Below are 21,875 nucleotides of genomic sequence, written 5' to 3'. Positions count from 1 at the left end.
TCCCCTCAATGGAAGGGAAATATCGTACTTTATGTACGAAAAGCAATCAAGTAGGATTCGTACGATTTGAACGATACTGCATCATGAGAGCGAGATTCAGCGCAGGCGCATCGGAAAGTCATCAAGGTCTATGCGGGCTTGCTCGAGCGCCTTTCCCAAGACCAGATCAACCATTTCGTGCCTGTCCGGCTTGAGCAGGTTCAATCCCTTCCGCAAGGCCTCTCGCCAGGCATCACCGCGTCCCCAGGCTTCCGCGAAGGCATAGGCAAGGTCGTCCTGTCTGCGCATTGCATCCAGCGCCTCGACCAGCAAGCCTGCCTGGTGGAGATCTTTCTCCCGCTTGGCGGCGCTGCTTCGCTCGCGCCGTGCCGCGACGATCAGCTTATGGACCGCAAAGCGTTCGGGCGAGGGGACAAGCACCGGCACGCCGGAGCGATGCAGGAGCACCGTCCGCACAGGATCGCGGATCAGGAAATCGAGGAAGCGCAGCGGCTGAGCCGAAGCGCCGCCGAGCGAAGGCATCGGACTGGCGTGGTCCGTGTGCTCGTCGCTGCCTCGGTTCGGGGTGAGGAACTCGATCCGGTAGCGCGAGGCGTTCTCGTACTGCGTCGTACGGCCAGCATCCGTCCGGTGCGGGATCTCGCGGAATGTTGGGTCGACCGCCTTCAACACATCGATGACCGGCGGCGTGCTGTCCTCCACTTCGGCCGAAACGGAATGGAACTGTGCGAAGCCGGCATCACCCGTCTGCAGCGCGGCACCTGGAAGGCGCACCCCCAGATATCCGGCATAAGTCTGGAACGCGACCGTGCCGATAAGCACGGCGCGCAAGCGGAAGAGCCCGGCCCTTTCCAGCGCCTCGACGACGTCGCCGGTGAAAGGTTCGGGTGCGCTCAGGCCAGCATCGCGGACAAGCGTGGAGACCAGCTTGCGGCGGCTCCTGAGATCGTCCTTGATTTCCCTGAAGGTCGCGACCCGTTTGGCGATCTCGGGATCCTCGGCCGGGCCGACATAGCGCCGCGTTTTCTCGGGGTGGGTTTCCTCGAAATACCAGTAGTCGCGGCCCTTCACCGGCACGCGCACGAAATTGCCTGCCGTCGAGAAATCCGTCTCGAAGGAGGCATCCAGGCTGCGTTGCACCAACTCGGCATAAAGAGTGCGATAGGCGAGATCGATGGTTTTCATTGCCGCTCCCGGCTCCTACGAAGCTGTTATAGAAATTGTGCGATTTTCTTATAACTTGCGCGCCGTCAATCCAGATCGCAAGGCTATTATAAGAAAATTACAAAAATCTTATAACCACCGGCATCTCCCATAGGGAGATGGGCGCCTGGCCCAATTGACACCGCAAAAAACCGCTTTCCCAGCACCGCAAACAGTGCTTTAACCCGGCCATCCACAGGGGTGCTCCGTACGGTCGGGGCTGAGATGGTGGCGGCAAGCCTCCGGACCCTAAAGCTGATCTGGATAATACCAGCGGAGCGAGGCGGGCCATGTTTTCCGGCGCACAGATTTCCCTTTATCCCATGGCCGACGATTTCGTCGGCGTGATCCTTGGCGCGCTTGGCGCGCTCGATCCTTACCGCGACAGGCTGAGGATCGAGACAGACGACATCTCAACGCTGCTGGTCGGGCCGCCCGAGGTGCTGTTCCCAGCCATGCGCGACCTGTTCGTGGCGGCCGCCAAAAGCGGCAGGCACTGTGTGCTGTCGGCCGCCGTCTCGCGCGGCTGCCCCGGCGAGCCGGATGACCCGATCTGCCGCTCCGAGGAGATCGGCGGCCCGGCGATCCCGCTCGACGAACGCAAGCGCGCCGCGTTGCGCGCCGTCGAGGCCACGCTTTCGACCAATCAGCCGGTGGCGGCGCAATTCTCGCTCTATGTGATGGGCACCGGCGACCACATGGACGAGATCTATGGCTGTATCGACTTCCTGAAACAGTCGGGCGTCTTCGAACGCTCCAAGCATTTTTGCACCAAGCTGCGCGGCGACGCCGGCGCGGTCTTCGCCACTCTGAACGAAGCCTTCTGCCGCTTCGGGCCCGGCGCCGGTCACGTGACGCTCGACATCACCATTTCGGCGAACAGCCCGACCGCGGCTTGAGCGCAAGCTCGATCTATCGAGGTAGATGTCGTGGCTGTTTGGCTTGATCCATTGGGGGGAAGTGTCCCCAATCCTACTTCGCAAGTAGGGCATACGTCGGCGATTGGCGAAGCCCGTCGCGACGGCCAATCTCCTCCCTTGAGGGGGAGATTGGCTGTCATCTCGACCGTCGCCAAGATCTTCCCCGCCGCTGTCGCATTCGCTCTCCTCCTCCTAATTTGGGAACTCTGCGCACGCCTCGGCGGCATCGCCCCCACCGTGCTCCCTGCACCCTCGCGCGTGCTGGCGCAGGCCTGGGAGAACCGGGCGGCACTGGCCGACAACACGCTTCCCACCATGCGCGCCACGCTGGCGGGCTTTGCCTGCTCGCTCGTTGCCGCCTTCATCCTCTCGGCGCTGGTCGACTTCTTTGCCCCCCTGCGCCGCGCGCTGTTCCCGCTCCTGATCGCCAGCCAGACCTTGCCGCTGGTGGCGATCGCGCCGCTGGTGGTGCTTTGGTTCGGCTTCGGGCTGTTGCCGAAGATCCTGCTCGTGGCGCTGGTCACCTTCTTTCCGATGATGGTGGCATTGGTGGAGGGCTATGCCGCCACGGCCCAGGAAATCAGCCAGATGCTTGCCGCCATGGGAGCAGGGCGCCGGCGCATCTTCTGGCTCGCTCGGTCGCCGTCGGCGCTGCCCTATTTCTTCGCCGGACTGCGCATCTCCATCACCTATGCGGTGGTCGGCGCCATCTTCGCCGAATATGCGGGCGCGGCGAAAGGGCTCGGCATCTATATGCTCAGCGCCAAGAACAATTTCCGCCCCGACTTGGTGCTCGCAGCCGTCGCGGTCAGCTCGGCGCTCACGCTGACGCTGTTCGGCCTCGCCGTGCTCGCCCAGCGTCTCGCCATGCCATGGGAAAATGCAAAGAGCGACAGGGCGGGGCGCTATGGCGACAAGCCTTCCGGAGAGGGCCGGCCATGACGCGGCTCGAGCTCCGCAACATGCGAAAAAACTTCGGCGCGCTCGAGGTTTTGGCGGGCATTTCGCTGCATGTCGAAGAGGGCGAGTTCGTCTCGATCCTCGGCCCCTCCGGCGCGGGCAAGTCGACACTGTTCCAGTTGCTCACCGGCGCAATCCGGGGCGAGGGCGAGATGCGCTTCGACGGCGCCCGCTTCGCCTTCATGCCGCAGCGCGATGCGCTGATGCCGTGGCGGCGCGTCATCGACAACGCGACGCTGGGGCTCGAGGTGCAGGGCCTGAAGCGCCGCGCGGCGCGCGAGCGCGTGGCGCCGTTGTTCGCCGAGTTCGGCCTTGCCGGCTTCGAGCGCGCCTGGCCGGCCGAGCTGTCCGGCGGCATGCGCCAGCGGGCGGCATTGCTGCGCACCGTCGTGCAGCAGTGCGACATGCTGCTCCTCGACGAGCCGTTCGGCGCGCTCGACGCGCTCACCCGCGCGGCCATGCAGCGCTGGCTGGAGACGATGTGGCGAAACCATCGCTGGACGGCGCTGCTCATCACCCATGACGTGCGCGAGGCGGTGCTTCTGTCCGACCGCATCTATGTGCTGTCGGCGCGGCCCGCGCGCGTGGTGCGCGAGGTGGCTGTGCCGCTGCCGCGCCCGCGCACCAAGAGCGCGGCGCTTGCCCGCGAGGCGGCCGCGATCGAGGCCGGCATCCTCGACATTTTGCTCGGCGCCGCCGAACCGATTTCCCAACCATCCGATGGAGAAAACCGATGACCGATTTCACCCGCCGCCAGGCGATTCTTCTGGCCGCCAGCCTGCCATTTGCCGGGACTGCTGCACGTGCCCGGGCCGCCGCGCAAAAAATCACCGTCGCGCTCGACTGGACCGTCAACACCAATCACGTCGGCCTGTTCGTCGCCCGCGACAAGGGCTTTTACCGCGACGCGGGCATAGAGGTCGAAATCCTGCCTTATGGCGATACCGGCTCGGGCACGCTGGTGGCCAGCCAGGTTGCCGATTTCGGCATTTCCGGCTCGCTCGGCCTGTTCACGCAAAAGAGCGCGGGCGCCGACCTGAAGGCCGTCTACGCCGTCGTCCAGTCGGAGACCGGCCGCGTCGTCTTCAACGCCGACCGAACCGCGATTATAAGCCCGAAAAATCTCGACGGCCTGACCTATGGCGGCTTCGGCAGCGCCTGGGAGAACGCGCTGATCTCGACCATCATCCGCCATGACGGCGGCAAGGGTGAGTTTTCCACTGTGACGCTGGGTACCTCGGCTTACGAGGCATTGGCCAACGGCGCAGTCGATTTCACGCTTGAGGTCTCGACCTGGGAAGGCGTCGAGGCCGAGCTGAAAGGTCTCAGGCAGCGCAGCTTCCGCTACGCCGGTTGCGGCGTGCCGGACGAGCACACCACGTTGATCGTCTCCAGCAACGCCTTCCTCGCCGCCAACCGACAGGCGGCCGTGGCCTTCGTCCAGGCGACGCGGCGCGGCTACGCATTCGCCGTCGACCATGCGCAGCAGGCAGGCGAGCTGCTGATCGCCGCGAACAAGGATACGCTGACCAACCCGGCGCTGGTGCAAGCCTCGCTGAAGGCGCTGAACGACGAGCATTTCCTGAAAAGCGCGGACGGCGCCATCGGCACCATGGACAAGGCCAAGATGGAGGCGATGGGCGGGTATTTGTTCGCCTCGGGGATATTGCTCGATGGCGACGGCAAGGTGCTGAAGGAGCGGCCGGATCTCGGGGCGTATTTCAGCAACGAGTTTCTAGGGTAGGGTTAGGCCTAACTCTTCGGATCGGGTCGCACAACCCGTGGATTGATCGCGTCGAAAACCTGCTTCGCGTCAAAGGCGCCAATGTTGTTAAGCCCGGTGAGGTTTCCCACCTTTATCAATACGTCCTGGCCGGGCTTGACGATCTGATAGGTACTCCCTGGGGTGTATGTTGTATAAGCCGTGTTTCCGATGATGTTGGTCTGCATCATTCCAGGAGTCTGCCCAAATTCCTGCCTGCTTGCGTCCTGGCCGCCGACGATTACGAAATGTGTATGCCCGGATTGCAACGTGGTTTCGGCTGCTTTCAGCAGCACATAATCCTGCACCGTCGTGGGGTCTGTATAGCCATTCCCCCGCGCGGAGATACGGTACATGTCTCCTCCGATAGGAGCGGCCGCTACGCCTCCGGTGAATCCCATATTCTGGTATTTTGTCTGGCAACCTGCCAACAAAAGCAGAGCCAATAACACAATTAATTTCACTTTCATCCCCCAACCAAACTGGCCATTGGCCGTAAGCAATTCCTTAGAAAGTCGCGGTCTTTGCTCGCGTAAATGAGCGCCGAGAACTTTTTTAAAAGTGAACCGCTCTAGACCTTCTTGCGGCTGAACAGCCTTCTCAGCCACACCAGCGGCAACAGCACGAGGAAGGCGCCCTTCTTCAGCACCAGCAGCGCCAGCGCGATCAGCCCGGCGCCGGCGGCCTTGCCGTATTTGACCCCGAGCATCGTCGCCAAGACGCCCAGCGCGCCGTAACCGGCCACCTTGTCGCCGCTGGAGAATTCGAAATAGGAACTGCCGGCCCTCGGCTTGTAGGCGTCGGCCGACGCCTCGACGATCTTTTGCACGGCATCGCTCGTGATGTTGCCGTTCACCGGTACGATCTTGATTGGGACATAGCCCTGGCGGTCGAAGATCGAGACCGAGATGTTGATCGTCCTGTCGCCGGCCCAGTTCAGGATGTTGGCGTAGTAAAGGATATTCTTGCCCTTATCGATTTGCGGATAAAGGAGCCAGCCGTCGAAGCGGATATCCTGTCCAAGCCGTTGCGACTGCGCTTTGACCGATTCCTTGAAGCTCTCCTCGAGGGAACTAATTTCTTCGTTGCGGTCGGCACTGTCCCAGTCCGCGAGGCTGACATAGCCGTCCGACACGGGTTTTTCGACGGTGAGGTTATCGATCTCCGGCGTGAAGCCGAAGATCAATTGGTCGATCGTGCCGCACTGGTCGCGGTCCCAGCCGAACTCCTTCACCACCAGGTCGCAGCGGTCCTCCGGCTTCAGGTAGAAGGCGGCGCCGCCAGCCGGAGTGATTGTGCCTCTGGCGGCGCTCAGAGGCTGGGTAAAATTTTGCGGATGATAGTCCGCGTCCTCGGCATGCACGATTGCCGGCTGCGCCAGGAAACAGGCATGCGCCACCATAATGAAAATCAGGTTTTCCCTGACCGACTTGTTCATTACCCCCTCCCGCCAATGGGACCCAACCTCAAGCATCCGTGATATAAGAGTATTTCGAAGACAAGCACAAGACGAGAAGTTCCCCTTTTGTTCCTTGTCTCGACCATGGCCCTGCCGAACTGCTCTTGAGACGGCATGCCGCCGCCTAACCCTCACATATCGATCATCGACCGCTTCACCCGCCCGATGATCGTGATCGCGCCTTCCAGCTCCGGCGGCGGGATGTCGAGATAGGATGCCGGCTGGAAAGGCGGATTGTCGTTCGGGCGCCAGCGCTTGTAGGTGGCGCGTCCCGTCTCGTCTGAAATCACGTAGCAGCCATTGGTCACCAGCCGCTTGTCGCGCAGGTTGACGAAGATGATCGAATCCGGCGGCGAGATCTTGTTCATCGACGGCCCGTCAACGCGCAGCGCGATCCACTCGCCTTCCTCGAGATCGGCGGTGGGGATGGTCGGATAGTCGGAGAGGTTGACGACACTATCCTGGCTGCCGAGCTCGCCGGCGCTGATCCACGACACGATCGGCACATCTATGGTGACGGGCGAGGGGGCGAAATTGACCGGCGCCGCCTCTGCGCCGTCCGCGTTGAACAAGAGCCAGCCGGGGTCGACGCCGAACAGCCGGCCGTATTTCTCCGCCGCCTTGCGCGACAGCGGCCGGTTGCCGTTCTCGTGGCTGATCAGCGTGTTCTTGTTGATGTCACGCAAGGCCCGTGCCGCATCGCTGGGCGAGGCATAGCCGGCCTGGGCGCGCGCCTGCTGCAATCTGTGCCGAGAATCCATCATCGTACAAAATGCCTGAAAATTATCGTCCGAAGTGTACGATTTCGCTTGCGCCAATTTCGTACATAACGTACGCTTAGCGCATGAATGAACATCCCGCAAGCATTTCCGCACTGCCGGTGATTCCGGTGCCGCCCACGGGCATCTCAGGGCTTATCGATACCTGGCGGAGCATCGACGCGTTCGCCGCCATGCAAAAGGAGGCGGCATGAACGCGCTGCCTTTCCAATTCGAACCGCCGTTCGAACCGCCGTTCGAATCGCCTGTCGAATTCCAATCGTCCGGACCGTCCCCGGTCCGGGCGCATTCCGGGGCGCTTGCCCCGGATCCGGCTGAACCGCCCGCACCCCGGTTCACCGGAACGGCCGGAGCCGTTCCTCCCCCGGCTCCGGCCCCCAATTCGGGCATAAGCTGCATCCGCACCGAGGACGGCACCGTCATCCTGTTCGACCGGATGACGGGCCGCGCGGTGTCGGGCCTGACGCGGACTGCGGCCGAGGCCGCTCTTCTCCGACTGACCGGCGCGGCGCCGGAGCAATTCCAGAAAAAGTGCGAAGCGGTTTTCCGTCCGGAATTGCGCCAAGACAACGCTGCCGGCGCCGCCTGACCTTCAACGCCTTCGCTGACCTGACCACCAAACGGCCTCGCGGCCGAACCCTGGCGCTTGGCCTGAAGCCTGGCGCTTCGCCCCAAGTGCTTCGCAATCAACGGAATGAGCAGATGGCAGCCGCCTACACCGAGAAGGAAATCGACGAGATCGCCGCTTTGCTAAAGGAGGGGCTGTCGGCCTCGCGCATCGCCGGCCGCTTCAGCGCGCTGCGCGGCAGCCCGGTCTCGCGCAACGCCATTATCGGCATCGTCCACCGCAACGCCGGTTTGAGCGCCATCGGCTTCGCCAACCCCAAGGGCGGCCGCGCCGGCGGCAGGCCGAAGAAGCCCGCCCGGCCGGATCGTCCGGGCGGGCGGAGAAGGGTGGCCGCCGGAGAGGTGACGCTCTCCGAACCCGCCGCGCTTTCAAGGCATGCCGAATTGGTGGAGACCGCCGGCGCCGCAACCGCCAATCTTCTCCCAAGTGGGGGAGATGCCCAGTCCACCCTCCGCAACTGCTGCGCAGCCGCTGCGGAGGACGGGCAGGACAGAGAGGGACGCTGTCCCGCCGACGTATCCGCGTATGGCGCCGGACCTCATCACTGCCCGCACCCCCAAGCCCAAAAAATCCAAAGCCCGCAAACCCGCGCGCACGCTTCCGCCCGCCTGGCTCGCCCCTGGCACCCGCGAAAAATCCGAAGCGCATCTCTACAAGCTGCCAGCGCCGCCGCCTCCGGTGAACCCTGGCCGCCAGCCGCATGTAGCGGCCATGCGCTTCCTCGACTGCCTGTTCGGCCGCTGCCGCGCGCCGCTCGATCTCGCGCTGCGCCAGGATGCCGAAGCCGATCCCGTCGGCACGCGCCCGGGACTGGACATGCTCTGCTGCGGCCTGCCGACGTCGGCCACGCGCTCCTACTGCGCCCATCACCATGCAAGGTTTCACGGCCATCGCGGCAGGTGATGTGAGGGCGCCAGGCTCTCCTTCTCCCCTTGTGGGAGAAGGTGGCTCGGCGCTCTGCGCCGAGCCGGATGAGGGATGCCTCGCGCCAACATCTATAGAATTCCAACCCAAGGACCGCACCATGCCCCGCAAATCCGCCAAGAAACCCCAGCCGCCAAAGCTCCCCAAGGGCGAGGCCGAGCAGGTACGCATCCGCCGCGAGATCGGTCACGACTTCGCGCTGAAGCCCGACGGCTTCGGCCGCCAGCGCCTCACCACCGGTACGGCGGAAGCGCGCCGCATCTACGAGGTGTCGAACGGCGGCTACACCTCCACCGGCGGCGTCGTGCGCCTGCGCAATGTCGACCCGCTCACCGGCGTCACCTCGCTCAGCCGCCAGCAGCGCGAAGCCGGCCAGCGCTTCCGCGACGATTTCGAGCGTAGTCAACGCGAAGGCCTGCTGCCGCAATCCTGGAGCGAGCGAGTCGATAGCGGTCGAATCGGCGGCGGCGTCCCGGACCGGGTGCTGTCAGCCGGCCGGGCGTATGCCCACGCCGCCGCTGCGCTCGCCCATTGGGAAGTGGCTGAAGCGGTCCGAAAAATCTGCCTCGAAGGCCAGTCGGTGAAGGCCGTCGCCGAACGCACCGGCGACGGGCGCGACGTGGTGGTCAAGCTGCTGAAGATCGGGCTGGATTTGTTGGCGGTGCATTATGGGATGATGGGAAGGAAGGTAGGGTGAATATTAGAAAGTGCTGGTTGATCTTGGGATAACCATAAGCAGAGAACAAAACAGTCAAGTTGTCGAAAGATGGTTATTGGTACGATGAGTCGGTATTGTTGTTAAAGCAATGCAATCGGTTCGAAATGTAGCGGGTGGGGATATGCCTAAAGCGAGGACCAGACTGATTGCTTGGCTCCTGATAGGCCTGGTCGTGGTGGCAGCAATTAGCGTGGGGTTGTTGCTGCTGCGAAACAAATGAGATGGACAGAGGTGTACAAGCGCTGAAGCGAGAGGACGGCACCGCTGCATTGGCGAACCTGAAACCGCTGGCGCAGCTTGGGGATCGATCTGCCCAGATGCTAGTAGGATCAATCTACGCCTACGGATGGGGCGGCATACCGAAGAGTGATGCGGATGCCATATACTGGTTCCATCGGCTCGGTTCGAGGGGCCCGCTGGTTGCCGAGGAAGGCGCCGATCCTGCTGCGCCGTACCAGCTTATGGTTGCAAAGGCTTATGCCAGCGGCGCTGACGGGGTGAGAACCGACCCTGCCGAGAGTCTGAAGTGGCTGAAACTAGCCGCCGAAGCTGGAAGCAAGGAGGCGTCCGCGGCACTCTCCCAGCCTCAGCCTTGATCATCGCCGCCCTTTCTTCCCGGCCCGCTTCTGCTCTCCAAGTCGCGACCCTCCGGCTTCCCCTCCCACCCGAACACGCTCCGCCCGCCCAGCAAATGCGACTGGTCCATCTCACCCGCGACGATCTCCTTCAGGCTCGGCCCCGTCACGTAGCGCTCCATCCGACGGGACTCACCATCCAGCCGCCTCAGCGCCTCCAACTCTTCGGTTCTTCCGAGCCTCGCCTTTCCCACCGCCGATTTCAGCACGGCGATCGTCTCGTCATAGACTTTCAGCGGCACGGGGAAGGGGTGGCGGTCCTTGCCGCCATGGGCGAGGGAGAAGCGGGCCGGGTCGGAGAAGCGATAGGGGGCGCCGTGCACCACTTCCGACACCATGGCCAGAGCCCGCACCGTGCGCGGGCCGACGCCGGGGACCAGCAGCAATTCAGGAAAATCCTTCGGGCCGCTTTCGATGGCCGAGGCGATGTTGCTGTGCAGGCGGCGCATCACGATGTCGCTTTCGCGCACATCGTGATGCGCCGGCATGACGAGGTTGGGCAGCAGCGGCTGCGCGGCCGGTTCAGGCTCCGACCGCGGTTCCAGCGCGGCCAGCTCGGTCAGGATCTTTTCCGGGCTCATCGTCTTGAGCAGCGCGATCTGGCCGCCGCGGGCTTTCTCGGCGCGACGGTCGGTCAGGTTGACGATCTCGCTCTGGCGCTCGCCCTCGATCGCCGCATGCGGTTGGTCGACGAAGCTTTTGAGCCCCTCCGACAGCCAGTGGTAGCGGCGTGCCTGGCGGGCGTCCCCGTTCATGCCTTGCTGCACCACCACCCAGCGCCCGTCATCGGTGACGATGAAGCCGTGCAGATAGAGGTCGTAGCCGTCCTGCACGGCGGCGCTGTCCACCTTGGCGACGAGCCGGCTGGCGGTGGCCAGGGCATCGCCGTCCAGCCCGACGCGCTCGCCGATGGCAATCAACTCGCCGGGCGTCTTGCGCGAATGCGCGCCGCGCCCGCCGCAGACATGGATGCCAAGCTCATTGCTGAGCGGGTTGAGCCCCCGTTTCAGCGCGCCGATGACCGAGGTGGTGATGCCGGACGAATGCCAGTCCATGCCCATCACCGCGCCGAAGGACTGGAACCAGAAGGGATGCGCCAGACGGCGCAAAAGCTCGTCGCGGCCGTAATGGTGGATGATCGCTTCGCACAGCACCGCGCCGAGCTTCGTCATCCGATCGCCCAGCCATTTCGGGACCCGCCCGCCATGCAGCGGCAGGTCGGCGCTGCCGCTTCGCTGCGTCAAGGATGTTCTCCGTGGATGCCGGAGAATTAGATGGCATTTTGCCGGTAATTTGCAAGGCGCCGACGCGATCTCCCCCACGAGGAGCAGCGCAATCGCATATGGGGTTTATTGGCGAAGGCCAAAGCAACGCCGTCATCCTCAGGCTTATCCCGAGGATCCGCCGTCGCACGCGGATATAGCGCCCAGTTCAGGCAGGCCGGTAGATCCTCGGGACAAGCCCGAGGATGACGCCATTAAGGCATGCAGGTTATCCGAACTCCCAAAAGCCATATGCGATCTCCCCCACGAGGAGGGAGATCGGTCCGCCGGCCGCATCACCCGCTAATACCGGTAATAGTACCCGTGGTGATGCCTGTGGTGCCGGTAATGATGCCTATGGTGGTACCGGTGGGGATAGATGTAGTAGTGTCTGTAATACCGATGGTACCGGTAGTGCGGATAGCGGACCACGTAGCCGGGATAGTAGTCATCATAGTAGCGCGGCCCATAATAGCGGCCGCCGTAATCGTAGAACGGGCCGCCATAGAACGGGCCGCCGTAGAACGGATAGCCGCCAAACGGCCCGATCCCGAGACCGAAGAAGCCTTGCGCATCTGCCGGCGCGACCGTGGCCACTGCCGAAGCGATGGCGATTGCCGAGGCAAGTAGAAGCTTTTTCATGGCAAACCTCCTCCTGAAGGTTCGCACTGACAACGCTTGACGAGCCGAAAAGCTGCCTAAGACAGTGGGCCCGGCGCGAAAATCGGCGGGATTTGAAGCCGCGCCTGCTTCCCGGCGGCGGATCGTCTAGCTGCAGACGCGCACCTCCCGCGTGAACCTGTGGTCGTGGCTGCGGGTTCTGACCATTTCGATCCGGCAATGGCGGCCGTGCTTTACGACACGATAGCGGCTCGGCGGGGCAACATAGCCGCCTTCATAGTCGTTGCTGTAGGCCGGGCCGTAGCCGGGCCCGTCATCCTGATAGGGGCCGTCCCAATAGGAGCCGTACACCGGAGCGTAGTTGTAGCTGTCGTAAAAATCGCCGAACGGGCCGTAGTCGAAGTAACTGCCGCCCAGGAATACGTTGCCTGCATCCGCCGATGTGATGACGGCCGCTGTCGAGGCCAGGGCGAACACCGAGGCAAACAGGAATTTTTTCATGGCAACCTCCTGAAGGTTCACCCAGGACAACGTGCGGCAAGCCCACAAATTGCGGCGTCCTGCACAATCAGCAACATTTGAGGGCTTCGTGAGCGCGCGAGGCGCTCCAGGCACACGTCGGACGACAGCACGGAGCGGGCGAAAGCCGTTCCGCGCTATCCAACCAGGGTGACTCTAGTAGCCGTTGTAGCCGTTACCGCAGACGCGCACCTCCTCCACCACGCGGTGGTGGTGGCGCCAGTGGCTCACCAGTTCGGTTCGGCAATGATGGCGATAATAGCGGTGATGGTAGCGAACCACATAGCCGCCATTGTCGTAGTCGTCATTGTAGACATGGCGATAATAGCGGTGAGGGTAGTATCCGCCGTAATCGTCATAATAGCCGTCATCATAGCCCGGCCCGATGCCAATGCCCAGTTGCACGCTACCGGCGCTGGCCGGCGCGATCGCGAACGCCGAGGCGATGGCGATCATCGAAGCAAGTAGAAGCCTTTTCATCGCTGCCTCCTTGAGTTGCAGGACGCCCCTTCAGGGGATAAACGGTTTCGACGGGACCGGTGTTCCGAGGAAAATGCGCGGCCCTATCTCAGGGACGAGCCCGTTCGCAAATGCGGGAAAACGCTCGCTCCCCCGCAAGATGCACGGATCAGGGGGAATAGCGCGTCGCGCGATGTCGCAGCATCGCTCGCGCACCCTTGGCGCCATCGGCTATGCCACACCGACGTAAATTTCAACCGCAGGAGCTCCCATGACCAAGCAGACCATTCTCAAATTCGGCCCCGTCGAGCATGCCGAGGCCGGCGACCTGCCGGGCTGGATCGTCGTGGAGGGCAGGCCGACCATGCAGACGGCCGTGCAGCACACCACCGAGGACGGCAAGGTGATGTCCGGCACCTGGCGCGCTTCGCCCGGCACCTATCACGCCACCTACACCGACTATGAATTCGTCCACATGATCGCCGGCCGCATCATCATCACGCCCGACGGCGGCGAGCCGGTCGAGGTCGGCCCCGGCGATGCTTTCGTGGTCGAGGCCGATTTCAAAGGGACGTGGAAGATCATCGAGCCGGTGACGAAGCATTTTGTCGTTGTGGTGGGGTGAGGGGGCATGAGCTGCTGATCTCTCCCCACAAGGGCTAGGCTATTCACACATCTTCTGTGACTGGCGCGACTGATCAGGCCGAGGCTTGATTGCCAGGTGGTTCCCCCAATCCGTCGCTGCTTCGCAGCGCCACCTTTCCCCCTCCGGAGGGAAAGGAAGGGAGCGTTGCTGGACGGGCGTTGACGGCAAAATGCTTGGCGCCTTTCCTCTACCCCGTCGATCGGGGGAGAGGTGGCTCGGCGAAGCCGAGACGGAGTGGGGGTCGACCAGCGCTACATTAGCCAATGCATGCGCCAAGCTGCCAAGCACGCTATCGCCAAAGACCAGCCGCTTGGAAATGTGTGCATGCCGTAGCTCACAAGAGGGGAGATTGGCAGCTTCACCTTCCCACTTTGGAAATCACCCTCTTCTCCACGTCCGGCTCCAGCGATTTCGCGAAGGGGGTCGCCATGTGGTGCCGGTCGCGGAAGGCGAGCTTGCCGTCGATGAAGACGTGGCAAATGGTGGAGCTGCAGAAGCGGTCGGTGAGGTCGACGTAGGCAGCGTTGGGGATGCTGTCGACGATATCGCGCTCCACCGCCGCCATCTTGTCGTTGGCGGCATAGGCCCGCGTCTGGTCGCAGCGCGAGGGCGTTTCGTTCCGCCAAAGCGCCCGCGCCACGCAGGTGTCGATATTCGCGTTGTTGAACGGCACGTCGCGGATGAAGGCGACCTTGAGGCCGGCTTGGCTCAGGCTGGTGAGCGTGGAGCGCAGGCCGGCCCGCCAGTCGGCGTCCTGGCTGTCCGTGTCGCCGCCGCGGCCCGCCATCTTGCGCCCGCTGCTCAGCGCCAGCTCCGAGATGACCACCAGCGCTGGCTTTGCGCGGATGATCTCCTTGATCGCCTGCTCGCGCCAGCGGTCGCATTCTGCGTAGGCGCGCTTCAATTCGGACGACCAGGCGCTGACGCGCGAGGCGCGGCAGGAGTTTTTCAGCCAGGTCACCACCCGGTAGCCGTTCTTCCGGCCCGCCTCGATCAGCGGCGTCGACCAGTGGTCGGCGTGGGAATCGCCGAACAGGGCTATGGTGCGCCGGCCGTCGCCGAACACACAAGGGATCGGCGTGACCGTCTCGTAATCCAGCACGCAGCCTGCTTTGGCGCGGGCCGTGGAGGGTTCGGCGGCGCTCGCGGCGATGATGCGCTGCCGCGGGTCGAGATCATGCGCGGCGAGCCTGGCATTGCCATAGGCGGCTGCGACGCCGGTGCCGGTCAGGAGGAGGGCCGGCACCAGCGCCCGCGCCGCATTGGCCATCAGCCAGCCGTTGCGACGGATAGGGTTCTCGACGAGGTGGTAGCTGAGCGCGGACAGCGCCAGCGTCAGGGCAAGGCAGTAAAGCCGCTCGGCAGGCGTCAACTCCGGCGCCAGCATGCCGGCATAGACGATCACCGGCCAATGCCAGAGATAGAGCGAATAGGAGAGCCTGCCGATCCATTGCAAAGGCGGCAGCGTCAGGGCGGCGTTCACGCAGTTCCGTTCGGAATTGCGCAAACGAGGAGTGCCGTCCCTGACGCCGGCCGCTCCCGCCTTGAGCAGAAGGACTGTGCCGGCCACCGGCAGAAGCGCCAGAAAGCCGGGGAAGGGAGCGTCCTCGCTGAAGGTGAGATAAGCGGCCCCGATCATCGCCAGTCCGGCCAGGCTCAACGCCCGCCCCAGCCGCGGACGCTCCTGCAACAGCCGCGCCGGCACCATCGATGCGAGGCCGCCGGCGGCAAATTCCCATGCGCGCAGCGGCGAAAAGTAGAACGCCCAGGGTGGCGATACGCTCGTCAGCCAGGCGCAGAGGACAAAGGAGACGAGGCCGGCCGCGGCGATTGCAACGACGATCGAGCGTTTGCCCGGCTTCAGCCAGGCGGCCAGCATCAGCAGCGCCGGCCAGGCGAGGTAGAATTGCTCCTCGACCGACAGCGACCAGTAATGGATGAACGGGTTGCTCGCGGCGTCATTGGCGAAATAGTCGAACGACCAGCGGATCAGCCACAGATTGATCATATAGGCCGAGGCGAACATGGCGCCCTTGGAATAGAGCGCCTGTTCTTCCGGCGACAGGATGACCGCGCCGGCGGCAAGTGTGGCGACGATGACGAAAAGCGCCGCCGGCAGCAGGCGCCGCGCGCGCCGGGCGTAGAAACGCAGAAGGTCGAGCCGGCCGGTGCCGGAAATCTCGGCGACCAGATGGCGGGTGATCAGATAGCCCGAGATGACGAAGAAGATGTCGACCCCGGCAAAGCCGCCGGGTAGCGCGGTCAGGCCGAAATGGTAGGCGATGACGCCCGCTACGGCCACCGCCCGCAACCCTTCTATGTCGGGCCGGAAATCCTGCGCTGATGCTGACACGAATACGAACCTCGCAAGCTCGTTCGTATCCCGCCTTGAGGAAGACTTGCGCCTGCGGGCTCATATCGCAATGCAACAAATCTAACGCGGTGCAACATAAGGCGAGGGGGACGACGTGCGGCAGCACCGAAATTGCCGAGCTCCTCCCTTCCGGAGGTGACTAGCCGGCGGCGCTCCTCCTGCAATGAAAGCAGCCGACCGCATGATCTCCCCGCGAGGGCCGGCGCCGCATTCACGCCTTCTTCACGAACTCCGTCTTCAGCACCAGGCCCTTCACCTGCTTGGTGTTGCATTCGATCTCGCCGGGATTGCCGTTGAGGCGGATGTTCTTCACCAGCGTGCCGCGCTTGATCGTCTCGGACGTGCCCTTGACCTTGAGGTCCTTGATCAGGGTGACGGAGTCGCCCTCCTTCAGCGTCGTTCCGTTGCTGTCTTTTACGATAGCGTCTGTCATGGCGGATCTTTCATCGGTTGGATGGCCTGCGCCCCCGCCTATCGCGCCGATCACGGCCTGGTCAAGCGCGCTGGAGCTGGTCATCTTGCCTGCAAGGGAGAGGTGTGGCGCTACCTCACAATCATCACTTCGGCCTCAATCTCGACCGGGAAATTCAGGGGCAGGGCGGCTACGCCGATTGCCGTGCGGGCGTGGCGGCCGATCTCCGGCCCGAACACCTCGAGGATGAGTTCCGAAAAGCCGTTTATCACCGCCGGCGTCTCGGTAAAGCGCAATGCCGAATTGACCATGCCGTGCACGCGGCACCAGCCGGTGATCCGGTCGAGGCTGCCGAGCTCGCGTTTCAGGCTGCCGAGCATCGACAGCCCGACCTTGCGGGCCGAGCCCCGCGCCTCCTCCAGCGACACGCTCTCGCCGACCGCGCCGAACGGGCCCGCAAGCGTGCCGTCCGGCTCCTGCGGTCCGTGGCCGGAGATATAGGCGCGGTCGCCGCGCACATTCACCCAGGGAAAGGGCAGCACCATGCGCGGTGGCAGTTTCAGCGGCGGTGGCAGCATGATGCCAAGCGCGGTAAGCTTTTCGTCGGCACCCGGCATGGCATGGCCTCCCTTCCCGCACAGCGCCACTGCGGCCGAGCTTTTCGGTTCGCTGGCCATTCGTCAAGAATGGCTTGGATCTGAAGAAGAATGACCTGGGTGACTGTCCGCAAGCCAGCCCACGCGGGCCGCGGCCGACCTGGCGAGCCTCGGCATCGGCCTGTGCATCCCGAAGCGATCGACCGCCAGCTCCCCGAGGCCCACAGCGACGAGGGCTCCATCGGAGGCAACGCCGGATGTTGCCGGCCAGCCACAGCCCAGCTGCTTTCGGTTGCAGTCAGTCCGCATTGGGCCTCGATCACGCAAATGTTCTTGACGCGAGTGTGTTTGCGCTGCGTGCTGCCGAGCGCGAAACTTGGGCAATGGGGGTTCCTTATGAAGAAGATTTACGAAAAGCCGGTGCTGTCGAAGCGGCAGAAGCTGTCAAGCGTCGTCGCGAGCGTCTCGGGTCCCAAATCGTAACAAAGGCGCACGGACAGATTGGCTGGCGCGCCCGGCGGCTCGCCGGCCAGTTGCTGGCGCCAGATTTTCGTCCTCGCTTGACGCGGCGGACGTCGCGCATATGTTGCGGTCCTGTTCGTCGACCGGGCCGAGGCAGCCGATGAAGAAGACATATCGCAAACCGACGCTTGCCAGACGTGACAGGCTTTCGGCGGTGACGGCCGCAGTGCCATCCTCGGGCTTCACGTTCTGAGATCCGATCCGATCACGCGCCGACGCGGTCGTGCACGCCTGGTTGGACGATATTTGAGGCCGACGCCGGACAGGCGCCGGGACTCGCAGTCAAGCGTTGAATCGAGGCGGTGACGCTCCGGCTTGGTCCCGCGACATCCGGCTTGAAAATTGATGCTGGCCAGGAGCGGGCGGTACACTTCGAAGGTGCCCGCCCGTCCGGCGCCGCCGCCAAGCTGCTGAAACCCCGTCCGTCCCCAACAGCAACGGTCATGGCGTGACCAGTGGTTGCGGAGTGCCATTGGCGCGGTGCCCTGTCAACGCCGCCGGCCGGCGGCCAGGAAGCGCCTTTTTAGCCGCCTTTTCGTCCTCGAAGCACGCTTTGCAGCCATGCCGGGGACACGGCTAAAAGCCACGAAATGGCGGAATTCCGGGCTTTTCAGATATTCACCAGGCAGCGCCGCGCATATGCCTATCCGCTTGAATAGGCTGATTTTTCGCCGGCCGGCATGTCGCTTCGACCCTGACTTTTTTTGGGTGCAATTCGGCAGTACAGCATTGATGCCCGGCGACGACGGGATTCCGCTTGAAAGCGGCATCGGATCTATCTGTGAGCCGTTTCATGACCCGCTCATGAAAGACGTGATAGAGTGTCGCCGAATGGGGGAAGTTGCGATGGCCAAACGGTTGTTCGAGGTTCTTGCCAGACGGCGATCATGGCTGGACCGGATCGCTTTGGGGCTGCTCGTGTTTCTGGCGACCTTGGTCGCCGCGCTGATGGGCGGCGCCAGTACTTAAAGCCAGGAAAAGTGCCTGGCGGTTTGCACGGCGACTTCGCCGCGCTTCGTCCACACTGGCGCCAATGCAAAACGGAGCGCGCTATTTCCTTTGGCCTATAGCCTTGAATTCGAATGTCGTGGGCCTGAGCCTGACCGGTCTCGGCCGCTCGGTGAGATCGACGACGCGGACCCACCTGTCGGCGCCGGCGCGCAAAGTGACTTTCTGGCCAAGCGCCTTCTCAGCCGCCTCGAAAGGCGTCTTTGCTGCGGCCGAATGGACCGCGACGACGGCATCGCCGTTCATTTCCTCGACACGATAGATTGTCATGCGGGGCGCCCGCCGCTCCGCTCTCGCCCTTTTATAGTATATTAGAAATTACGAATGAAAGGCAAGACTCCCAAGTGTAGCGAAAGCGAAGCCGGCCGGGTTTAGTCCTCTATAGTAGAGGGCGCGCCGTAGCCGCGCAGGCCGGTTCCGTTGCAGGCCTGGCAGGAAGCCCGTTGTCCAGGGCAATTGTCGCGCAACGCGCCAAAGGGACAACATGCGCCATTCGACGCCACCTGTTTCTCGCACTCGAACACCTTGCCGGCGCCCAGGCACCGGGGGCAGGCGAACTTCCTGAATTCGCTCAAGCGAGCCTCCGGCTGTTTCACGCGCGCCCGGCAACGCGCTGACTAGGCCGCGGGTTCCATGACAGACACGGTTTGTCCTGCGTACGATAGAATATATTAGTGATAACTAATATGATAAAGGCATCGACTGCAGCGCGGGGTCGGTTCCGCGGTGCCGCGGCGTATCAGGGCAAGGGTTCCTCGCCCTCGCGAAACGGCGGAGAGGAAAGACGGCACACCTCTTTCACCAGCCCGCGCAGCCAGCGATGCGCCGGATCGGCGTCGAGCCTCGGGTGCCACAAAAGCGAGACCGTCAGCGCGGCGAGCTTCACCGGCAGCGTGAAGGTGAACAGGCCCTCGCGCAGCGTTCCAGTATAGCGTTCCGGCACCGTGGCGATGAGGTCCGAGCCACGCGCCAGCGCCAGCGCCTCGGCGAAGCCGCCGACCACGGTCGCGACTGTCCGCGTCAGCCCGGCGAGCCCCAAGGCATCATCCACCGGGCCGCGGTCGAGGCCACGGCGCGAGATCAATATGTGCCGGCCGGCGGCGAAGCGCGCGGCGGTGATCCGGCCTTCGCTCAAAGGATGGCCGGCCCGCGCGACGCCGACAAAGCGGTCGCGGAACAGCGCCTGCGCGCGCACCTCCGGCCCGGTCGAACCGCCCACCACGCCGGTCTCCAGGTCGACCGCGCCCTCGCGCATCGGGCCGCTGTCCTTGTCGGGCTTGGGCACGAAACGCAGTTGCACGCCCGGCGCTTCCTCAGCCACGCGGGCGAGCAGCGCGGGGCCGAAATTCTCGACGAAACCATCGCTGTTTCGCAGCGTGAAGCTGCGGCCAAGCCGCGCGAGGTCGAGCCGCTCGGCAGGCCGCAGCACCGCTTCCGCCTCCTTCACCAGCCGCCCGACCTGTCCTCCGAGCTCGACAGCGCGCGGCGTCGGTACCAGGCCGCGCCCGGCACGCACCAGAAGCGGGTCGCCGGTCGCCTCGCGCAGCCTCGCCAGGGCCCGGCTCATTGCCGAAGGGCTGAGCTTCAGGCGCCGCGCGGCCTTGGCGACGCTGCCTTCGGCAAGCAGCACATCCAGCGTGACGAGCAGGTTGAGATCGGGTCGCGACATAGCGCGACCATAGCACGGATTCGTCAAAGCGGCATGGCGTCTGATGCACTATTCAAGTGCATACGCTGCGTGTTCCGCCATGTCATGCCCATGCCTATGTTCCCCGCAAGCTCAACCGACGGAGAAGAAATCATGGTCGACATTGCCGAAACCCGCGCCGCGCCCCTGCGCCATTCGACGGCGGGCGCGCTGGCCGGCCTGTCGCTTGCCATGCTCGTCTCCTCGCTCGGCACCAGCATCGCCAATGTCGCGCTGCCGACGTTGAGCGCGGCTTTCGCCGCGTCCTTTCCGGCGGTGCAATGGGTGGTGCTTGCCTACCTGCTCGCCATAACGGCGCTGATCGTTAGCGTCGGGCATCTCGGCGATGTCGTCGGCCGCCGGCTGCTGCTGATCGCCGGCCTGACGCTTTTCAGCGCCGCCTCGTTTGCCGCCGCGCTCGCGCCGTCGCTGGCGATGTTGATCGCTGCCCGTGCCGTGCAAGGCCTGGGCGCCGCGGTGATGATGGCGCTGACGATAGCCCTCGTCGGCGAGACGGTGCCGAAGCAACGCACCGGCAGCGCCATGGGCCTGCTCGGCACCATGTCGGCGATAGGCACCGCGCTTGGGCCCTCGCTCGGCGGCGTGCTGATCGCAGCTTTCGGCTGGCGCTCGATCTTCCTCGTCAACGCCGCGCTCGGCGCCGTCGCGCTGCTTGCCGCCTGGTGCTTTTTGCCGGGCGACAAAGGGCCGGGCATCGACCGCGCAGAGGCGAAGGGAGCCGCACGTTTCGATATGCTGGGGACACTGCTGCTTGCCGCCACGCTTGCCGCCTACGCGCTGGCCATGACCATGGGGCGCGGTCATATGGGCGGCCTGAACATGGCGCTGCTCGGCGGGGCAGTTGTCGGCGCGGTGCTGTTCGTCGTCGCCGAGGCCAAGGTGGCGTCGCCGCTGGTCAAGCTCGCGCTGTTGCGCGACCCAGTGCTGGCGCCGAGCCTTGCCATGAACGCGCTGGTCTCGACGGTGATGATGGCCACGCTGGTCGTCGGCCCGTTCTTCCTGTCGCGTGCACTGGGCCTCGGCGACGCTGCGACCGGGGCAGTGATGTCGATCGGACCCGTGGTCTCGGCGTTTTGCGGCATCATTGCCGGGCGTGTCGTCGACCGCCTCGGCGCTGCCGCGATGGTCATGGCCGGGCTGGTGCTGATGGTCGCCGGCTGCGTCGCGCTCGCCGTGCTGCCGGGCGTCTTCGGTGTCGTCGGCTACGCGGCGGCGATCATCCTGCTGACGCCCGGCTACCAGCTCTTCCAGGCGGCCAACAACACCGCCGTCATGGCCGATGTCGATAGGTCCGAGCGCGGCGTGGTCTCGGGCATGCTGAGCCTGTCGCGCAATCTCGGCCTTGTCACCGGCACGGCGGTGATGGGCGCGGTGTTCGCCTTCGCCGTGGGCACCAAGGATGTCGCGACGGCAGCGCCGGCAGCGGTCGCCGGCGGCATGGGGTTCACCTTCGCGGCGGCCACGGGGTTGGTGGCGTTGGCGGTCGCGATAGCGGTGGCTGGGCGGAGAGGCCGGATCGCGTAATCTGGGGAGAGCGGCAGCTTCGGCGTCGGCGCCGTTCCTTCCGCGATCACGCAATTTCGTCACCGCACCGGGAGCCTATCCTGACAGGCGGCGGTGCCCATTCCGCCTTCGGCCGGTGCCTCAGCTACCCCCAACGAACCCCCGCCCACTGCGGCGCCGGCCCATCCTCCCACCCGATCTCGATCGCGCGCCGGAGCGGATGGCGCATGTCCGTCCTCCCCGGAACCAAAGCGACA

25 protein-coding genes and 1 riboswitch are annotated in these 21,875 nt (G+C 64.2%); of the genes, 11 read left to right on the top strand and 14 right to left on the bottom strand.

Translation table 11 applies throughout. The features are described 5' to 3' along the window. Positions 1 to 96 precede the first annotated feature (96 nt). Entirely contained in the window at positions 97 to 1,185 is a 1,089-nt protein-coding gene (locus tag FJW05_RS11425) for a GSU2403 family nucleotidyltransferase fold protein (protein WP_140631688.1), read from the bottom strand. Positions 1,186 to 1,390: 205 nt separating this feature from the next. Then, a riboswitch (TPP riboswitch) is annotated at positions 1,391 to 1,503 on the top strand. On the opposite strand from FJW05_RS11425, the gene FJW05_RS11420 reads away from it, so the two are divergent. From FJW05_RS11420 to FJW05_RS11405, 4 genes are all read left to right on the top strand, one after another. After that, positions 1,494 to 2,102 (top strand): YkoF family thiamine/hydroxymethylpyrimidine-binding protein, encoded by a 609-nt coding sequence (locus tag FJW05_RS11420; protein WP_140541655.1) that lies wholly within the window; start codon positions 1,494 to 1,496, stop codon positions 2,100 to 2,102. Its footprint overlaps the riboswitch before it by 10 nt. Positions 2,103 to 2,261: 159 nt before the next feature. Continuing rightward, positions 2,262 to 3,065, top strand: coding sequence for an ABC transporter permease (locus FJW05_RS11415; RefSeq protein WP_246673371.1), 804 nt, complete (start codon positions 2,262 to 2,264; stop codon positions 3,063 to 3,065). After that, entirely contained in the window at positions 3,062 to 3,820 is a 759-nt protein-coding gene (locus tag FJW05_RS11410; protein WP_140631686.1) for an ABC transporter ATP-binding protein, read from the top strand. The genes FJW05_RS11415 and FJW05_RS11410 overlap by 4 nt, the downstream gene beginning before the upstream one ends. Next, complete coding sequence (locus tag FJW05_RS11405; RefSeq protein ID WP_140631683.1) at positions 3,817 to 4,827, top strand: ABC transporter substrate-binding protein; 1,011 nt, start codon at positions 3,817 to 3,819, stop codon at positions 4,825 to 4,827. The genes FJW05_RS11410 and FJW05_RS11405 overlap by 4 nt, the downstream gene beginning before the upstream one ends. 8 nt (positions 4,828 to 4,835) lie before the next feature. Here FJW05_RS11405 and FJW05_RS11400 read toward each other — a convergent pair whose 3' ends face one another. The 3 genes from FJW05_RS11400 to FJW05_RS11390 all read right to left on the bottom strand — a co-directional run bounded on the left by FJW05_RS11400 (position 4,836) and on the right by FJW05_RS11390 (position 7,068). Beyond that, positions 4,836 to 5,453 (bottom strand): hypothetical protein, encoded by a 618-nt coding sequence (locus FJW05_RS11400; RefSeq protein WP_140631681.1) that lies wholly within the window; start codon positions 5,451 to 5,453, stop codon positions 4,836 to 4,838. Continuing rightward, a complete protein-coding gene (locus FJW05_RS11395; RefSeq protein WP_181164909.1) occupies positions 5,417 to 6,283 on the bottom strand; it encodes a DUF2167 domain-containing protein in 867 nt (288 codons plus the stop codon). Before FJW05_RS11395 ends, FJW05_RS11400 begins: the two co-directional genes overlap by 37 nt. 152 nt (positions 6,284 to 6,435) lie before the next feature. Further along, positions 6,436 to 7,068, bottom strand: coding sequence for a S24 family peptidase (locus tag FJW05_RS11390; RefSeq protein WP_140631678.1), 633 nt, complete (start codon positions 7,066 to 7,068; stop codon positions 6,436 to 6,438). Between the two features lie 80 nt (positions 7,069 to 7,148). Between FJW05_RS11390 and FJW05_RS27900 the strand changes: the two genes are divergently transcribed. Together FJW05_RS27900 and FJW05_RS11385 are read left to right on the top strand one after the other, a co-directional pair. Next, a complete protein-coding gene (locus FJW05_RS27900) occupies positions 7,149 to 7,277 on the top strand; it encodes a hypothetical protein (RefSeq protein ID WP_281405769.1) in 129 nt (42 codons plus the stop codon). Then, positions 7,274 to 7,672: a hypothetical protein gene (locus FJW05_RS11385; protein ID WP_181164908.1), complete on the top strand. Its 399-nt coding sequence runs from the start codon at positions 7,274 to 7,276 to the stop codon at positions 7,670 to 7,672. Before FJW05_RS27900 ends, FJW05_RS11385 begins: the two co-directional genes overlap by 4 nt. Before the next feature lie 124 nt (positions 7,673 to 7,796). Here the strand turns inward: FJW05_RS11385 and FJW05_RS27400 are convergent, their stop codons facing one another. Next, the gene (locus tag FJW05_RS27400) at positions 7,797 to 8,126 is read right to left on the bottom strand and encodes a hypothetical protein (protein ID WP_181164907.1); all 330 of its coding nucleotides are present in this window, start codon (positions 8,124 to 8,126) and stop codon (positions 7,797 to 7,799) included. A gap of 110 nt (positions 8,127 to 8,236) precedes the next feature. Between FJW05_RS27400 and FJW05_RS27395 the strand changes: the two genes are divergently transcribed. After that, positions 8,237 to 8,614 carry a hypothetical protein gene (locus tag FJW05_RS27395; protein WP_181164906.1) on the top strand — a complete coding sequence of 126 codons (378 nt, stop codon included), beginning with the start codon at positions 8,237 to 8,239 and terminating at the stop codon, positions 8,612 to 8,614. A 121-nt stretch (positions 8,615 to 8,735) separates the two neighbouring features. Next, on the top strand, positions 8,736 to 9,332 hold the full coding sequence (locus FJW05_RS11370) for a DUF6456 domain-containing protein (protein WP_140631675.1): 597 nt from the start codon (positions 8,736 to 8,738) through the stop codon (positions 9,330 to 9,332). 607 nt (positions 9,333 to 9,939) lie between these two features. Here the strand turns inward: FJW05_RS11370 and FJW05_RS11360 are convergent. The 4 genes from FJW05_RS11360 to FJW05_RS11345 all read right to left on the bottom strand — a co-directional run bounded on the left by FJW05_RS11360 (position 9,940) and on the right by FJW05_RS11345 (position 12,870). Then, the gene (locus FJW05_RS11360; RefSeq protein WP_140631670.1) at positions 9,940 to 11,232 is read right to left on the bottom strand and encodes a DUF763 domain-containing protein; all 1,293 of its coding nucleotides are present in this window, start codon (positions 11,230 to 11,232) and stop codon (positions 9,940 to 9,942) included. Between the two features lie 321 nt (positions 11,233 to 11,553). Then, positions 11,554 to 11,892 carry a hypothetical protein gene (locus tag FJW05_RS11355; RefSeq protein ID WP_140631667.1) on the bottom strand — a complete coding sequence of 113 codons (339 nt, stop codon included), beginning with the start codon at positions 11,890 to 11,892 and terminating at the stop codon, positions 11,554 to 11,556. Positions 11,893 to 12,018: 126 nt separating this feature from the next. Continuing rightward, positions 12,019 to 12,372 carry a hypothetical protein gene (locus tag FJW05_RS11350; RefSeq protein WP_140631664.1) on the bottom strand — a complete coding sequence of 118 codons (354 nt, stop codon included), beginning with the start codon at positions 12,370 to 12,372 and terminating at the stop codon, positions 12,019 to 12,021. A 174-nt stretch (positions 12,373 to 12,546) separates the two neighbouring features. Then, positions 12,547 to 12,870: a hypothetical protein gene (locus FJW05_RS11345; protein WP_140631661.1), complete on the bottom strand. Its 324-nt coding sequence runs from the start codon at positions 12,868 to 12,870 to the stop codon at positions 12,547 to 12,549. A gap of 250 nt (positions 12,871 to 13,120) precedes the next feature. Between FJW05_RS11345 and FJW05_RS11340 the strand changes: the two genes are divergently transcribed. After that, positions 13,121 to 13,474 carry a cupin domain-containing protein gene (locus FJW05_RS11340; RefSeq protein ID WP_140631658.1) on the top strand — a complete coding sequence of 118 codons (354 nt, stop codon included), beginning with the start codon at positions 13,121 to 13,123 and terminating at the stop codon, positions 13,472 to 13,474. Positions 13,475 to 13,853: 379 nt separating this feature from the next. On the opposite strand, the gene FJW05_RS11335 is transcribed toward FJW05_RS11340, so the two are convergent. From FJW05_RS11335 to FJW05_RS11325, 3 genes are all read right to left on the bottom strand, one after another. After that, entirely contained in the window at positions 13,854 to 15,848 is a 1,995-nt protein-coding gene (locus FJW05_RS11335; protein ID WP_140631654.1) for an acyltransferase family protein, read from the bottom strand. A 232-nt stretch (positions 15,849 to 16,080) separates the two neighbouring features. Continuing rightward, on the bottom strand, positions 16,081 to 16,302 hold the full coding sequence (locus FJW05_RS11330) for an alkylphosphonate utilization protein (protein WP_140631650.1): 222 nt from the start codon (positions 16,300 to 16,302) through the stop codon (positions 16,081 to 16,083). 110 nt (positions 16,303 to 16,412) lie between these two features. After that, complete coding sequence (locus FJW05_RS11325; protein WP_140631616.1) at positions 16,413 to 16,898, bottom strand: RidA family protein; 486 nt, start codon at positions 16,896 to 16,898, stop codon at positions 16,413 to 16,415. A gap of 1,233 nt (positions 16,899 to 18,131) precedes the next feature. On the opposite strand from FJW05_RS11325, the gene FJW05_RS11310 reads away from it, so the two are divergent. Beyond that, on the top strand, positions 18,132 to 18,368 hold the full coding sequence (locus tag FJW05_RS11310) for a hypothetical protein (protein WP_140631608.1): 237 nt from the start codon (positions 18,132 to 18,134) through the stop codon (positions 18,366 to 18,368). 81 nt (positions 18,369 to 18,449) lie between these two features. On the opposite strand, the gene FJW05_RS11305 is transcribed toward FJW05_RS11310, so the two are convergent. Both FJW05_RS11305 and FJW05_RS11300 read right to left on the bottom strand, forming a co-directional pair. Next, positions 18,450 to 18,677: a hypothetical protein gene (locus FJW05_RS11305; RefSeq protein WP_140631605.1), complete on the bottom strand. Its 228-nt coding sequence runs from the start codon at positions 18,675 to 18,677 to the stop codon at positions 18,450 to 18,452. A 469-nt stretch (positions 18,678 to 19,146) separates the two neighbouring features. Then, positions 19,147 to 20,076, bottom strand: a complete 930-nt coding sequence (locus FJW05_RS11300; RefSeq protein ID WP_140631602.1) for a LysR family transcriptional regulator — start codon at positions 20,074 to 20,076, stop codon at positions 19,147 to 19,149. A gap of 132 nt (positions 20,077 to 20,208) precedes the next feature. Here FJW05_RS11300 and FJW05_RS11295 point away from each other — a divergent pair, with 132 nt between their 5' ends. Beyond that, on the top strand, positions 20,209 to 21,639 hold the full coding sequence (locus FJW05_RS11295; protein WP_246673352.1) for an MFS transporter: 1,431 nt from the start codon (positions 20,209 to 20,211) through the stop codon (positions 21,637 to 21,639). The last annotated feature ends 236 nt before the right edge of the window (positions 21,640 to 21,875 follow it).

It is taken from the genome of Mesorhizobium sp. B2-9-1 (genome assembly GCF_006439455.1).
In the GTDB taxonomy this organism is placed as follows: Bacteria; Pseudomonadota; Alphaproteobacteria; order Rhizobiales; family Rhizobiaceae; genus Mesorhizobium.
Note: the sequence above shows the minus strand (reverse complement) of the source record. Positions and strands in the feature narration are given on the sequence as shown.

Excerpts from the sequence above, each read along its gene's own strand:
- FJW05_RS27395 (WP_181164906.1), top strand. The coding sequence starts at position 8,237 with ATGGCGCCGGACCTCATCACTGCCCGCACCCCCAAGCCCAAAAAATCC.
- FJW05_RS11295 (WP_246673352.1), top strand. The coding sequence starts at position 20,209 with ATGGTCGACATTGCCGAAACCCGCGCCGCGCCCCTGCGCCATTCGACG.
- FJW05_RS11405 (WP_140631683.1), top strand. The coding sequence starts at position 3,817 with ATGACCGATTTCACCCGCCGCCAGGCGATTCTTCTGGCCGCCAGCCTG.
- FJW05_RS11410 (WP_140631686.1), top strand. The coding sequence starts at position 3,062 with ATGACGCGGCTCGAGCTCCGCAACATGCGAAAAAACTTCGGCGCGCTC.
- FJW05_RS11355 (WP_140631667.1), bottom strand. The coding sequence starts at position 11,892 with ATGAAAAAGCTTCTACTTGCCTCGGCAATCGCCATCGCTTCGGCAGTG.
- FJW05_RS11345 (WP_140631661.1), bottom strand. The coding sequence starts at position 12,870 with ATGAAAAGGCTTCTACTTGCTTCGATGATCGCCATCGCCTCGGCGTTC.
- FJW05_RS11305 (WP_140631605.1), bottom strand. The coding sequence starts at position 18,677 with ATGACAATCTATCGTGTCGAGGAAATGAACGGCGATGCCGTCGTCGCG.
- FJW05_RS11425 (WP_140631688.1), bottom strand. The coding sequence starts at position 1,185 with ATGAAAACCATCGATCTCGCCTATCGCACTCTTTATGCCGAGTTGGTG.
- FJW05_RS11310 (WP_140631608.1), top strand. The coding sequence starts at position 18,132 with ATGCCCGGCGACGACGGGATTCCGCTTGAAAGCGGCATCGGATCTATC.
- FJW05_RS11395 (WP_181164909.1), bottom strand. The coding sequence starts at position 6,283 with ATGAACAAGTCGGTCAGGGAAAACCTGATTTTCATTATGGTGGCGCAT.
- FJW05_RS11325 (WP_140631616.1), bottom strand. The coding sequence starts at position 16,898 with ATGCCGGGTGCCGACGAAAAGCTTACCGCGCTTGGCATCATGCTGCCA.
- FJW05_RS11390 (WP_140631678.1), bottom strand. The coding sequence starts at position 7,068 with ATGATGGATTCTCGGCACAGATTGCAGCAGGCGCGCGCCCAGGCCGGC.
- FJW05_RS11385 (WP_181164908.1), top strand. The coding sequence starts at position 7,274 with ATGAACGCGCTGCCTTTCCAATTCGAACCGCCGTTCGAACCGCCGTTC.
- FJW05_RS27900 (WP_281405769.1), top strand. The coding sequence starts at position 7,149 with ATGAATGAACATCCCGCAAGCATTTCCGCACTGCCGGTGATTCCGGTG.
- FJW05_RS11340 (WP_140631658.1), top strand. The coding sequence starts at position 13,121 with ATGACCAAGCAGACCATTCTCAAATTCGGCCCCGTCGAGCATGCCGAG.
- FJW05_RS11330 (WP_140631650.1), bottom strand. The coding sequence starts at position 16,302 with ATGACAGACGCTATCGTAAAAGACAGCAACGGAACGACGCTGAAGGAG.
- FJW05_RS11420 (WP_140541655.1), top strand. The coding sequence starts at position 1,494 with ATGTTTTCCGGCGCACAGATTTCCCTTTATCCCATGGCCGACGATTTC.
- FJW05_RS11350 (WP_140631664.1), bottom strand. The coding sequence starts at position 12,372 with ATGAAAAAATTCCTGTTTGCCTCGGTGTTCGCCCTGGCCTCGACAGCG.
- FJW05_RS11370 (WP_140631675.1), top strand. The coding sequence starts at position 8,736 with ATGCCCCGCAAATCCGCCAAGAAACCCCAGCCGCCAAAGCTCCCCAAG.
- FJW05_RS11300 (WP_140631602.1), bottom strand. The coding sequence starts at position 20,076 with ATGTCGCGACCCGATCTCAACCTGCTCGTCACGCTGGATGTGCTGCTT.